We start from the raw sequence: 14288 nt of genomic DNA, 5'->3' as shown, positions 1-14288 counted from the left end.
CAAGAAACATTGCCGAGAATGCCTCAAAATGGCAATGTTTATCGGCAAACCTAAGCTTGCATTTCTCACGGCAGCCGGGGTAATTTGGCAATTGGCTCAACGACAACCAAAAGTGCCTCCGGGTATTTGGATTTTGATCACGTTAGCCACCAGTACTGAAATTGGTAGTTCCCTATTTCATACCTTGGCGACACAGTGAGCCAATTTATCAGGGGTGATGCCTTATTCTGCCTTCCAGCTTTGGTTTTTATGGCTGTACAGCTGTTAGGGCGTCAGGATGAAATCTGACTATACCGGAGCATCAATCGCTGGATTTTTCTTTGCCAGCAACCTCAGTGAACAGTTACTTATCTCTTCAATGGTTCTCTGTCGTATGTTCCGGCCTTTCTAGTGTTGCGGGGATTGGGACTGCACTACTATCAACAACTGAAGCAGGAGCCATTGTTTCTACTCGCGGCATCAGGGGTATTTCTACTAGCCCTTTCATTTCGTACACTGGATCAAGCAGTTTGTCCCTACTTCTCAACCGGCACCCATTTTCTTTGGCATCTTTGTAATGGGCTGTTGCTGTACTTGTCAGCCAGAGCTTTAATCCTAAACTGGTCTATGAGAGTGAAAGCAGACTAATCAGCCAATTCAGCGGATGCTGGAAAGAAATTGACGGGGCGATCGGAGTCATTTGCTGCCACTTGTTTGGGTCGTTATCCTTTCAGGAGGCTTCAGTGGGAGTGAAAGCAACAGGTTCTGATTCAATCAATCGTAAGCCTCCAAATTATCTTGCCCTCAAGTTAGCTGCTGGTATTTCAGCCCTGTTGGTGGTTGGGTATTTGGGCATCTCTGCCTATGCAGGACATACGCTTTCCACCCCAAAACAGAGCTTTGACCCGCTTCAAGCATCAGTTTTTGTGGTTCCGCCTCAAGAAGTTGAATTTCGGACATCCGACAATTTAGAAATCAAGGGCTGGTTCATTCCTGCCAAAACGACTGACAAGGTATTGATTTTAGTGCATGGCTTGAATTCCAGTCGTACTCTTGAGTTGGCTGGAAAGTTTCCGGAATTTGGTTCAGCGATGAATCAAAAAGGCTTCTCCATTCTCATGATCGATTTGCGAGGACATGGGCAGAGTACTCCGTCTCGCTTTACTTTTGGCATTACCGAAAGGCGGGATGTGATTGCCGCCGCAGATTGGCTCAAGACAAAGGGTTTTAAGCCCCAAAAGATTGGAGTCTTAGGAGTTTCAATGGGGTCTGCTGCTGTCATTGGAGCCGCCGCCAATGACCCTGATATTGGAGCCGTCGTCACTGATAGTGGCTACGCCGAGGTTTATCCAGTGATTCAGCAACATTGGCACTCAGCTTCGGGCCTACCTGAGATCTTTTTACCTTCTACTATGCTGTTTGGACATTTGTGGACTGGTCATGACCCGATCTCTTCTAAGCCTGTGCAGGAAATAGGTCGCATTTCTCCTCGACCAGTTTTGATTATTCACAGCGCGATCGATCCTTACACACCTGTAGACAATGCTCGCCAACTCAAAGCAGCGTATCCTTTAGCTGAATATTGGGAAACCCAGGCGAAAACACATCCTGAGAGTTACAACACCAATCCAAAGATTTACGTTGACAAGGTTGCTGATTTTTACAATCGAAGCTTAAAGTAGAGCCACGTAACAATAGTAACAACAGTGTGCAAAGTCTCTTTGAAAACCCGAGACTGCCTAACCGTGGTCAGGTCAAGGGTAGGAGACAGCTTTGGTCAGAAAACTCGTCTTTGAGAACTGCTAATTCTCTTTTTATCAGTGTGAGAATCACTTATGTCTCCTACTTTGCACCAGTCTCAATTTACTTCTCACTACCTCAGTACTCCAACTAGGGTGACCCGTGAGATTGTCTTTATTGACTCGGCAGTGACAGATTACCTGGACTTGGTGGCTGAAGTGCGATCGCCTGTTGAGGTCGTTGTGCTGGATGCAGCACGAGATGGAATTGAGCAAATCAGTGAGACCTTGTCCCAGTGCTCTGATTTAACGGCTGTACATATCGTGTCTCATGGAGCATCTGGACGGATACAGTTAGGTGCTACTGAGCTGAGCTGGGAAACGCTGAGTTACTATTCTGGACAAATTCAAGCTTGGGCAAAGGCGCTGACAGAGACAGCAGAGTTACTGATTTATGGATGTAAAGTAGCTCAGGGACATAGAGGCTGGGACTTGATCAATCGGCTACATCACCTAACGGGTGCGAATGTAGTTGCTTCAGCAGTGATAACGGGTAGTGCGGCTCAGGGCGGGAACTGGGACTTGGGCGCTATGACAGCACCGAGGGTCGCTGATTTAGCATTTGAACCTACAGTGCTTGAGCAGTATGCTGCGACTTTAAGCTATGACCTAGTTCAGTACAACATCAACACAGACACATTTGGCTCTGATCCCGCTGATTTTACCGATGTCAATGGCACGTTGTATTTTGTTGCCCAGTTTGTTGATGGCAGGGAACTGTGGAAGCTTGATCCGACTACAGGGCTCCCTATAGTCGCCGCTGATATCGTACCAGGCAGTGGTGGTTCCGATCCTCAGAGTTTAGTGAATGTGAATGGCACGCTCTATTTCAGTGCAAATACTATCCATAATGGCAGCGCTGAACTGTGGAAGATCGACCCCACCACAGGCAACCCAGTGCTGCTTGACATTGAACCAGGCAATGGCGGTTCCCACCCAAAGTATCTAGTGAACATGAACGGCACGCTCTACTTTAGTGCCCTAACTACTGACAACGGTTACGAACTGTGGAAGATTGACCCCAGCACGGGCAAGCCGGTGCAACTTGAAATTCAACCAGGCCGTGGATGGGCACACCCTGAGAATTTGACGAATGTGAACGGCACGCTCTACTTCAGTGCCGCCACTATCGACAATGGTTATGAACTGTGGAGGATCGACCCAGCTACAGGCAACCCAGTCCAAGTCAGCGATATCGTATTAGGCAGCGGCAGCTCCTTTCCAAAAAACCTCACAAATGTCAACGGTACGCTTTACTTTAGTGTCTTGGCTGCTAACAGTGGTAGAGAACTATGGAAGATCGACCCTAGCACGGGCAACCCAGTAAAACTCGATATTGGGCCAAGCAATGGCGTTTACAATCCCGAAAACTTGACGGATGTTGATGGTACGCTCTACTTCAGTAATGGTTCTAAACTATGGAAGATTGACCCAGCCACAGGCAATCCAGTCCAGGTCAGCGATATTTCATTGGGCAGCGGCTTTTCTGCGAACAGTCTAGCGAACGTCAACGGTACGCTCTACTTCAGCGCTTTCAGCATTAGTAGTGGTTATGAGCTGTGGAAGCTTGACCCCACTACAGACAATCCAGTCCAACTCAGCGATATTTCATTGGGCAGCAGCAGTGCCTACCCGACCGCTCTAACAAACATCAACGGTACGCTCTACTTCAGCGCCTTTAATAGTAGTAGTGGTCGCGAACTGTGGAAATTTGACTCCGCTACGGGCACTCTAGCGCAGCTTGAGATCCAACCAGGTATTGGCTGGTCGGATCCCGGTAATTTAACAAATATCAATGGAACGCTCTACCTGAGTGCTTACACTAGCAGTAGTGGCAGAGAATTATGGAAGATTGACCTAGCCACCGGGAGTCTATCTTCCGTAAATATTAATACTCACGATTCCAGTTCCTCTCCTGACAATTTAGTCAATGTCAACGGCGCGATCTACTTCAGTGCCGAGACCAACAGCTATGGTAGGGAACTGTGGAGAATTAACCCAGCTACAGGCAACCCAGTCCTAGTTGCTGATATTGAACCAGAGGTTGGTTCTTCCAATCCTAGGAGCTTAACGAATGTCAACGGCACGCTCTACTTCAGTGCTGAGACTGCCAGCTATGGTAGAGAACTATGGAAGGTAGATCCAGCCACAGGTAATCCTGTGCTGGTTGCTGATATTGCTCCGGAAGTTCATTCTTCTGATCCTTACAACTTAATCAGTGTCAACAGCACGCTCTACTTCAGTGCTTTCACTGCTGATGGTAGAGAACTGTGGAAGGTGGACCCAGCTACAGGCAATCCCGTCCAACTTGAACTCGAACTGGGGAGTGTCGGTTCACATCCAGAATACCTTACGGATGTTGGTGGTACGCTGTACTTCAGTGCTTACGCTAACGAAAATGGTAGGGAACTGTGGAAGGTTAACCCTGCTACAGGCAAGCCGGTGCTAGTCATTGATATCGCCCTAGGTGGGGAGAGTTCTAATCCTGATAATTTAACCAATGTCAACGGTACGCTCTACTTTAGTGCCTTCAATGACGGTCGGGGCGCTGAACTCTGGAAAGTTGATGCTGCTACAGGTACCGCTGTGCAAGTTACTAATGCCGTATCGAGCAATGACCGACATTCAAATTTGACGAATATCAACAACACGCTCTACTTCAGTGTTCGCACTCTTGATGGTTATGAGCAGTGGAAGGTTGACCCCTCGACAGGTAATTTGATTCTAGTTAACGAATTCACACAAACGAGTGGCTGGGTCAATCCTGACAATTTGACGAATATCAACGGCACACTCTACTTCCGCGTTTTTACTAACGTTGGTTCTGAATTGTGGAAGATTGACTCAACCACAGGCAACCCAGTCTTCAGCACTCAAATCCCACCGGACATTTCTTCTTCTGGATTGAAGCTGATGAACGTCAATGGTGCGCTGTACTTCACTGGTCACACTATCAGCGGTAGCCTTAACTTGTGGCGCATTAACCCTCAGGCGAACACACCAGAGTTAGTTACAGTTTTAAACTCTGGTGTAAGTGATTACTATGACCCAGTCATTCTCGGTTTTGAAAACGGCAAGCTTTACATTTCTGCTGACAATGGTATCAATGGCGTTGAGCTTTCAGTATTGGATCTGAATGAGGTAAACACGATCTGGGGAACCACTGCGGGCGATCGCCTCAGTGGGACGAATCAAGCTGACCACATACTAGGCCTAGCAGGCAATGATGAACTTAGAGGGCGCGGGGGTAGCGATCGCTTAGAAGGAGATGCTGGAGACGATACGCTCATTGGTGAGGATAATCTTCTCAGTGTCTTCACCTCCGCTGATCGAGTTCGTTTTCTAAGCAACACCCATCCTCCTCAAATTGAACTAACGAACTCCAACAACACTCACTCTCAAATATTGGATGAGGGTTACTACCTTTTCCACAATCCTGATGTTGCCGCTGCGGTTGCAGAAGGAGTCTTTCAGAGTGGGCTTGACCACTTCACTCAGTTTGGCCAGTTTGAGGGACGCAACCCCAGCGCTTTGTACAACGAAAGCTTCTATCTCGCTCAAAACTCGGATGTTGCTGCTGCGGTTGCAGGCGGAGTGTTTCGCAGCGGCTTCGAGCACTTCACTCAGTTTGGTCAATTTGAAGGACGTGATCCGAGTGCAGCATTTAGCAATAGCCTCTACCTCTCCCAAAATCTAGATGTTGCCGCTGCGGTTGCAGGTGGAGTGTTTCGGAGCGGCTTTGAACACTTCATCCATTTTGGCCAAAAGGAAGGTCGAGACGATAACTTACTTTTTAACAAACGCTTCTACCTCTCCCAAAACTCGGATGTCGCTTCTGCTGTCTCAGCAGGAGTATTCTTGAGTGGGTTTGAGCACTTCATCCACTTTGGCCAAAAGGAAGGCCGTGCTCCGAGTGAGCTATACAAGGAAAATGCTTACCTTGCTCAGAATCCTGATGTCGCAGCTGCCGTCTCAGCAGGAATGTTCCTGAGTGGGTTTGAGCACTTCGTTCAGTTTGGCCAGACAGAAGGCCGAAGCACCTTAGCTCCAGCTTATGACCAGTTTTACGGTGGGGATGGTGACGATATTTTGTACAGTGGGGCGGGTGGGGCGCTACTGAATGGTGGGGAAGGCAGCGATCGCTTTTGGATTGCAGACCAGCTTCTACCCAGAGCAGCCAGCACCGTTGCGGACTTTCAGGTAGGGATAGATGTACTTGCGATCACTGGACTGCCCGGAGTGATGGGAATTAGCAGCCTAAGTATTCGCCAGCAAGGTGCAGATACTTCTGTGAACGCCTTAGGTAGAGAGCTAGCAATTATAGTAGGCGTGCAAGCCAGCGACCTCACCAGTAACAGTTTTCTCTTTGCTTCCGAGCCGCTTGTTTGACACCTTTAATGTTGAAGGGACGAAGAGGGCGATCGCTGTGAGCCATAGCGAAAATATCTTAGCAAACATTACCGAAAATGAGTAAATTCGGCATTGTTTGAGGTGGGATCGCTTGAGGACTCAAGCGCTTGAAACATATTACAAAAAGCACGCCATTGTTCGTTTTCGGCAATGTTTGTAAGAAACATATAACACCTCCTCGAAAACCGAGAAATCAAGAGGTGGGATCGCTGTATTTTGCTCGCGCCTTTTCATGCCCCTAGGCTCATCTAGAGAATGTGTCCAATTTAGTCCTAGTGGAAACTCAGTATCATTATCCGCTAAAACTAAATTTTGAGAGCGCAGCGGATGAGGGAGGGGAAGTCGGTAGCGGGCATAGAAGGCGGAAGGGCGCTCTGGCCCCGCATGGCAGGTGACGTGAGAGGAGCGTCGGGTGTATGCCGTTGTTAGATGCAGGGTGGGTCACACGAGTCTCTCCCTTAGCTTTGCCAAGCCCTTCATGACCTCTGCTCGGTTCTTGGCACTCTTCATCCACGTCGGCAACCTGCTCGCCAAGCTCTGATTGCTCCAGCCATACTCTTCGTCTCTACTCCTCTGGCGCAGGCCCGCGCTCACGTAGCTCTCTATGAAATTCAGATGCTCAACATTGTATGCCCACAGTATTTCACCGCGGCACGGTCGCTGCAACCAGAGCGGGAGATGGAAGTACCAGTCAACAGCCGCCCCGATGCACACCTGCCCCGGCTCATACTGCTCAAGAGTGGAGGAGTACATAACGCCGGAGCCGGCACACCTCCACTCTTGAGAGTGGCCACACTTCACACAAGTGAGGCTGACCTGTGAGTTTGCGCCCGACCCTCGGTGAATGACTGTGGCCTGGCGGGAGCATTCCGGGCACACAACCAAGAATGAACCCACGAAGTCCTCTACCCTGTCTCTATCATCTGTGAACCTGCGATTCATTCAACCTCTCAACCCCGGGCTGTTGCCACGTTCGCCCTAAGCTCAAAGGCAAGCCCTGCTTCATCGGTGTATGGCCGCACCACTTCGACGCTGTCGCGAGCGATCGCCGCCATCACTCGCTCGCGCTCCGCTTCGCCCATTGTCTTGGCTGCACCACTCATGCCGACCAGGGCGATCGCATTTAAGTGCACCCACACAGCCCCGTCATTGAAACGGATAGTGCGTGAGACTGTTTTTGCTCGAACGTCGTGAAAGCCGACTTCTCGGAGCAGTGTCTCAAGCGGGGCAGTCTCTCCAAAACTGTGGCGGCGGTCGAGGATAGGCCCGAGGTAGCGTTCCACGACATGACGGAGTTCCCGCAACAGCGGGAGTTCCTCGTCCGCTCGCCAAGCACTTACGGCTAATCTGCCGCCCGCCGCCAGTGCGCCTCGCATCTGCCGTGCCGCAGCAGTCTGGTTCGAGAAGAATTGAATTCCTTGCTGACAGACGACGACGTCAAACTGCTCGCGGTCGTGCAGTGGTAGGGCAGCAACATCGCCTTCGCGCCAATCGACACCTGGGGCCACTTGACGTGCGACTGCGAGCATTGCCGGATTTAAGTCAACACCGGCTACCCTGGCGCTCTCGCCCAAGCGTTCCTTCGCTAGCCGCGCGAGGATGCCGGTTCCACAAGCCACATCCAGAACGCAGTCTCCGGCGGTAAGCTCTACGTCGTCGAGGAGGCGTTCAGCCCAAGGACGAAACAGAGGGCCCACGAGCGCCTGCTCATACATCTCGGGAAAACTTAACCCAGCGAAGGGAAGCGTCATATCAACCTCCAACAAGCTCAGGCACGCAGTCTAACGTTGCTCATCACATACCGCACATAATTTGTGAGTCATAACCAATCCACTCTCGACGGTTGGTGTGCATGGACGTTGTTGAACTGGGATCGTAAAGATGAAAAACAGGGTTTAGTTCGCTCGAGTCTCAGAAAGAGATTGCGATAGGTGGGACGGCATTGAGCGCGTATGGACAAGCTGCCCACTGGCCAGATACTCCAGTTCTTCCGGGGTTGATTGGCGTCCTAGAGCTTTATTGCGATGAGGATGACGACCGAAGCGAGTCAGTATATCTCGATGTCGGCGGGCTTGTGCTGCGGAGAACTCTAGTAAGGCGCGATACTCCCGGGGTGATTCCTGCACAAGCTCGTCTGCAAGTTCAATGGCCAGTTCTAAGTTTGTAAGGTTCTCAGAATGCCCCAGCGGTAGGAAGAAAAAAGTCCTCTCCCAAGGGGTTTTCAGAGACGCGTAGTGTCCGGCGTTGATGCCTTCGAGCGTCAGCATGCAAGCCTTCGAGTCCTGCGCAAATGCTAGTGCTGTGTCCTGATAGATGGAGCGTGAGAACTGGTCAAGGACGAGAATTAGCGCCAGCCGCGATTGGGGTTGACGAGACCAAGCATCTAGTTCACCCCGTATGGCTTGTTCTAACAGGGGTGAAAAATGCTCGATTATTTCAGCGTTCCCCCCGCCGCGAAACCACCATTCCCACTGCCGAACCATTGCTGGCTGATCGGTCTTTGGCTGGACTGGAAACCAAAAGCGAAGCACGTCTTCGTATTTTTCGGTTGCCAAGGTAAACTCTCCTTAGCTCTGCCATAAAACTCGATTATCAAGCATCGTTTTGCCTGTCTAAATCACCTGATTGGGTACTTCGTGGAAAATGTACCGGTCTAACAGTGAAGTTGTGCGGCAGCAGATCACCTCGAAAGCCCACCAATAATCACCGTTCCGTCCGCACCACCGCAGTGTCAGGCATCTTCACTGAAACTGTAGACCATAAGATAACAACGGCCATATCCAGGAGGGCTGTATTCCCGCAGAACGCGAAAGCCAACTTTGGTGAAGGCGCGCTGTGCGGACAGATTCTGCACCCTTGTAGTTAGACCAACCAACGGGACATCTCGCCTCTGGCGAAGCTGCGACAACAATATCAGGAGTGCTTTCGGTCCGATCCCACGACCAACAAACTCCAGCTCACCAATGAGAATATCTACGTCAACCGATCCTGCAGGAATTTCGTGAAGACCCACTGAATCCAAAATTTCACGCGACACAGTCTGCCATCGAACGTAGCCAACTGTCTGACCTCCAACTACGATCAGTGCCCGATCACCGCCAGGTGGCGGATTGGCTGCCCACTCAACATGGTCTTCAGGGTCAGCATACCAGGCAGCGACATGAGGAGCCACTAGCCAACCTCTTAGTAGCGTGACCTCAGTGCTGGAGAACGGAATTAACGTGACCTCGGCTTCCATGGTGACCTGCAAGTTTCTTCGGGCTAGTCTCCCAAGTCGGACATTAGTCCGAAAAATTTTCCGTATAACACCCCTAATTTTGAGAATTAGCCTGAATTCTTCAGCGTTTCTTCGCTCTGGTTTCGCCTTTTATTCTGCCTAAGATCCCAGAAATGGGATTAGACGGAATCTACGGTGCTGGCATGGAGACACGACTTCGAAACTTATTAGATTCAGTCTAAGAGATTTACTGATTCACTAAGCGTCGATACTTCAAAAACTTAAAGCCGCGATCGCCCCTTCCAATTGCAGCTCAGAAACCTCCAAATACCGTTGAAGTGCCTGCAAACTACGATGCCCGGATATCTCCTGAATCACCCGCAGCGGTATCCCTGCACTGCTCATTTGGGTCAGAGCAGTTCGTCTAAAGCTGTGCGTACTAACTCCCATCAGCCCCAAGCGATCGCACGTCTCCCTGAGAATTTCATCCGCTGACTTGGGATTGATGTGCCCGCGCCCGTGCCGTCCGGAAAATAAATACTGCTTGCCCGCCCCACTCCGGTACGTCTCCAAGCATCCTTTTAGAACTGAATTGACTGGAATCTGCCGCGTCTCCTGCTTCCCTTTGGTGTTGGCCTTACGCAAGGTAATCTTCATTCTGACCCCGGCTGCATCATAAGCATCTGTGGTGAGCATCGAGCAAGCTTCACTGATGCGGCACCCTGTGTAGAGGCAGATGCCAAATAGAGCACGATCGCGATCGCTCTCCATCGCCTCAAACAATTTTGTAATCTCGTGGGAAGTTAAAACTTTGGCTTGGCCGTGACCGTCTACCTTCACTTCAGCCGCCTCAACATTTAGCTGAAGTAATTACACTTTCTTCAGGTAACAAGCACAAAGCATTGATACGCCGTTGTTACATCCCAACGAGAAGAGGCAGTTAATCCCAGCTTATCGATCGCCTCCTCCTCAAAATCGCTGAAACCCTGACTCTGTCGTCAATCGATAAGTTTTACTTAATTCGTTAGTACTGTTAGCGTCGTTTACATCCTGACCCAAAAATATTTGGCTAAGGCTAGAGTGCCTGAGTTATGGGCGAGCAAACTCAAGGCTTTTTCAGAAACTACAGGATTGAGCCAAACAGAATTAATCTATTAAGCGATCGGGCAATACCTGGGTGAGGATGTTGCAACCGCTGGCGATCGCCTCTCCACCAAGAGGGTGAGGTCACAGCAATCAAACAGAGGCTGGGGAAACTGACGACATCACTGATGAGCTAGCGATCGCTAATTTTCAACAAGCTGCGAAAATCGTCGGCTTATTCCGTGGGAGTTTCGTCGTCGCGCTGATCAACCAGATCGAGCAGTTGGGCCCGGTGTGCTGTCGCCCAAGCACGGAAACTGGTTCCGGGCCGACCCAGCAGATATGGGATGTCGTCGCGCACCGTGCCGAAATAGCCCAGCCGCCCGTCGGCCAGTTGTGTGCAGAATTCGATCGAGCTCTTGGCGTACCAGTCCTCGACCTTCAACCCGCCCGCTTTGAACAACGCTTCCATGTCCGCTGGATGGCGCACGTCGCAGGTGATCGTGCGTTCCAGAACCTCGCTCAACATTTTGGCGATTTCGGGCCCCGTCATCGTCTCGGTGCTGAGATAATAGTTCTTCGAGGCGTGATGCTCGGGTCCGTCGCGCAAAACCTTGGCGGTGACCGCTGCAATATCTTTAACGGCGATGTAGCCTACCCGCTGCTCTTCCCAGAACACCGGGAACGAACCGCCCGTCGGCGGCGACACGTTCAACATTCCATCCATGAACATGTTGGGGTGCAGATGCGTCCAGGGTATGCCGCTAGCCTCGATGTAGCACTCGACCAGCGCGAACCAAGAGAATTTTGAGTCGGTGCAGTCGGCGTTGGCAAAGACGCCCTGATTGACGATGTGCTTCACCCCCGCCTTCATGGCGGCGTCGACCAGCGTCTTGGTCTGGTGCGTCATGGCGATCGTGTAGCCGGTCAGGATATTGAGCCGATCGACACCGCAGAGCGCGGGCCCGAATGTGCGCGGATCGTCGAGGTCGAACAGCACCGCGTCGCGACCTTCATTGCGCAACCGTTCCAGATCCTCCTGCTTGCGCACCCCGATACGGACGCGTGCGTCGCTCGGGTTTCGGTCGAAATCTTCCAAAATAAAGCGGCCGGTCTGGCCGGTGACGCCCATGAGGAAGATGAGTGGGCTGTTGTCGGTCGCCATGATTGCTCTCCAGTTGTTTGTGTGGATGTCGAACGGGAAGAGGCGTAGCGCGGCTCAACGCATGATGCGATGATCAAGCCCGTATGGAGCGGGTGCACCGAGATGGTCGCGCAGCGTCGTGCCCGCGTAATCGAGAGCGCACCGTATCCGTTACCCAAGTGCATGCCGAGGATCATGGGACGAGCCATGTCACGTCTCACTGTTGTGGTCGGTCGGGACGATCGGCGTGATGGGCGGGGAAGTTGTTCTCCAGCCCATGACCGCTTTCACATGAACAGCGCGCGGGTCAGGCGCACGGCATAGTCAGAATCAGGGTTGGTAGTGCCATCACCCACCCGCTCCATGATCGCCTCGATCGCAAGCTCGCGGCGCCTGGGCAAGCGCTCACGTTCCGCCGAGGCGAGCGCGGCAGGCATCTCCTCGCGGCTGAGGTCTGTGCAGTAACAGGGCGAGCCGGGCTGCTGGCGCCAGGACTCGGCAAGCGTGCCTGAATAGACCGCGTCGAGACCAGTTTCGTTGACCAGCGTCATCGCCACGTCGCGCTCCCGGTCGCCATCGGCGGCGACGGGGATTGCAATACGACCCGCTGCCCCTGCAGGCGCGCCCTTGTCGGCGAAGGATGCGGACGTGATCGCGTTCCACGCCTTGGCAATTGGGCGACCGATCTGCCCAGCGACCCACTCGCTCTCGGCCTGCCCGCCTTCGATCGCCGCAATTTCGCCGTCACGCTTGGGATAATAGTTGGACGTGTCGATGACCACCGTTTCGGCGGGCACGTCTGCGAACAGTGGTGCGATCCGGGGGATGGCGCCAAGCGGCGTGGACATGATCACCACATCAACCCGTGTGACCGCCTCCGCGGAGGTGACCGCACGAGCACCGTTCTTGAGGATGTCGACGTCGATTGTCTCGGGACCGCGCGAATTGGCAACCTTCACGTCATGTCCGGCCGCGCTCAGTTTTGTCACCAGCGTCGTGCCGATATGGCCCGTGCCAAGAATGCCTATCTTCATAAAACGATTTCCTTGTACTGGGTAAGAGTCTCATTCCACTGCTGTACATCATTTGGACCGGTCTTACCCCGAGTGATTCTCGAGGTAGGGGCGTGCGGCCTCGTCCGCCGGGCGCGCGGTAGCCACCAATCTGCCCGGCGTCAGCCTGCGCCAGCGCGGCTTTTAATTCTGGTCTGTGGGTTACATCTGTTAAATGACCAATCATCCCCATCCGAACATTTTTTAATGGTGAAAGGTCACGCTCTCTGAGACGGGAACGCGCCCCATCCGAACACTGTTGACTGGTGCTGTGAAGTCTGGATAGCCAAACGCAATGGCAAACATCAGCTTAAGTTCATCAGAGATACCCAAATATTCGCGGATGGTCTGTGCAAAAAAGCCAATGGCGGTCTGCGGAATACCTCCTAAACCGCGCGCCGTCAGAGACAACAAAAACGTCTGGCCATACATTCCAATGTCACCGCCAACGCGCACATTATCTCCAAAGGAAGGCATGAAGAGCAGAGCGACATGAGGTGCACCGTAGAAGGTGTAATTTTTTGCAGCGGCTTTATGACGCGCGATCTTGTCGCCCCGCGCCACACCCATCGCCTCATAAAAGGTTTTGCCGTGTTCAATTCGGCGTTCACTATAGGCGCCATAAAAGCACTCCATATCGAAGCTAAAATCCGGCGTGAAATTCTCCGCTTCGTTTTGCTCGGTTAGAATGCGGCCCAATTCTTTGATCTTTTCGCCCGAAACGATGTGTGTGTTCCACGGCTGCGTGTTGCAATTCGATGGAGAATATTGTGCATCTTCCAAGACTTGCTTTATTTGAGCGTTAGGGACGGGTGTTGGTAAAAATGAGCGGAATGAGCGGCGCGCTCGAACGGTCTCTTCAAAAGAGAGCGTTTGTGATGGTTCATTTTCGAATTCAATGAGACCGTTTGAAAGGTGTGTTGCGTGTGACATCGTGAAACCTTAAAAGATGGTGTCAGTTGGAAGGTGGTTCGTGGTCGAGAGCCTTAGCTGAACGGGGTATTGCCAGCCCGTTCAAGGTGTCGCGAAGCTCAGCAAGGTCTTCATCGGAGAGACGGCAGGCCGTCTCGATCTTTTCAGGGATCGAGCACGCTGCCTCGCGGAGCGCCTCGCCCGCTTCTGTCAGATCGATAAGAACGCGGCGTTCGTCCTGTTGGTCACGGGTGCGCGTCACCAACCCCGCGCTCTCAAGGCGTTTTAAGAGGGGCGTCAAGGTTCCGTTATCCATACCGAGTTCTTGCCCTACTTCCCCAACAGTGCGCGGGGTGCCCTCATAGAGAGCGAGCATGACCAGAAACTGAGGATAGGTCAGACCCAAAGGCTCAAGAAAAGGCCGATGAAGCCGAATGACCCGGTTCGAGGCACTATAGAGGGCAAACGAAAGTTGCCTCCCCACCTGTCGCCGTTGGTTGATGTTCGAGTTGTTAGGCATTGTAAAATCCAGTCACTAGCTATTATATAGTGCACTACATAATAGTTCAATACATATAATTTATTTTTTTTGGTTAGGCGTTCCCGTAGCAATCGGACCAAAAACAACGCTAGGGCTGTTGCAGACGGCATGGCCGCCATGAACGCATCGCTAAGGGGGATTGGTTAGTTGC

General features: G+C 51.9%; 11 protein-coding genes. 3 read left to right on the top strand and 8 right to left on the bottom strand.

Going from position 1 to position 14288, the window contains the following annotated elements:
* The first annotated feature begins 28 nt into the window (after positions 1-28).
* From NDA01_RS25305 to NDA01_RS25295, 3 genes are all read left to right on the top strand, one after another.
* Positions 29-199, top strand: a complete 171-nt coding sequence (locus NDA01_RS25305) for a hypothetical protein (protein WP_190442049.1) — start codon at positions 29-31, stop codon at positions 197-199.
* A 523-nt stretch (positions 200-722) separates the two neighbouring features.
* A complete protein-coding gene (locus NDA01_RS25300) occupies positions 723-1661 on the top strand; it encodes an alpha/beta hydrolase (RefSeq protein ID WP_348230161.1) in 939 nt (312 codons plus the stop codon).
* 153 nt (positions 1662-1814) lie between these two features.
* Entirely contained in the window at positions 1815-6167 is a 4353-nt protein-coding gene (locus NDA01_RS25295; RefSeq protein WP_348230160.1) for a DUF4347 domain-containing protein, read from the top strand.
* Between the two features lie 971 nt (positions 6168-7138).
* Here NDA01_RS25295 and NDA01_RS25290 read toward each other — a convergent pair.
* From NDA01_RS25290 to NDA01_RS25255, 8 genes are all read right to left on the bottom strand, one after another.
* Entirely contained in the window at positions 7139-7903 is a 765-nt protein-coding gene (locus NDA01_RS25290; protein WP_348230173.1) for a class I SAM-dependent methyltransferase, read from the bottom strand.
* A 180-nt stretch (positions 7904-8083) separates the two neighbouring features.
* Positions 8084-8743 carry a DUF924 family protein gene (locus NDA01_RS25285; RefSeq protein ID WP_348230159.1) on the bottom strand — a complete coding sequence of 220 codons (660 nt, stop codon included), beginning with the start codon at positions 8741-8743 and terminating at the stop codon, positions 8084-8086.
* A gap of 176 nt (positions 8744-8919) precedes the next feature.
* Entirely contained in the window at positions 8920-9426 is a 507-nt protein-coding gene (locus tag NDA01_RS25280) for a GNAT family N-acetyltransferase (RefSeq protein ID WP_190442035.1), read from the bottom strand.
* Between the two features lie 252 nt (positions 9427-9678).
* Positions 9679-10245, bottom strand: a complete 567-nt coding sequence (locus NDA01_RS25275; protein WP_348230158.1) for a tyrosine-type recombinase/integrase — start codon at positions 10243-10245, stop codon at positions 9679-9681.
* Positions 10246-10723: 478 nt separating this feature from the next.
* A complete protein-coding gene (locus tag NDA01_RS25270) occupies positions 10724-11653 on the bottom strand; it encodes an NmrA family NAD(P)-binding protein (RefSeq protein WP_348230157.1) in 930 nt (309 codons plus the stop codon).
* A 266-nt stretch (positions 11654-11919) separates the two neighbouring features.
* A complete protein-coding gene (locus NDA01_RS25265) occupies positions 11920-12666 on the bottom strand; it encodes an NADPH-dependent F420 reductase (RefSeq protein WP_348230156.1) in 747 nt (248 codons plus the stop codon).
* A 222-nt stretch (positions 12667-12888) separates the two neighbouring features.
* A complete protein-coding gene (locus NDA01_RS25260) occupies positions 12889-13617 on the bottom strand; it encodes a nitroreductase (RefSeq protein ID WP_348230155.1) in 729 nt (242 codons plus the stop codon).
* Between the two features lie 22 nt (positions 13618-13639).
* Entirely contained in the window at positions 13640-14116 is a 477-nt protein-coding gene (locus tag NDA01_RS25255; RefSeq protein WP_348230154.1) for a MarR family winged helix-turn-helix transcriptional regulator, read from the bottom strand.
* Positions 14117-14288 lie beyond the last annotated feature (172 nt).

Source organism: Trichocoleus desertorum AS-A10 (assembly GCF_039962155.1).
In the GTDB taxonomy this organism is placed as follows: Bacteria; Cyanobacteriota; Cyanobacteriia; order FACHB-46; family FACHB-46; genus Trichocoleus.
This window is presented reverse-complemented; position numbering and strand designations above follow the sequence as displayed.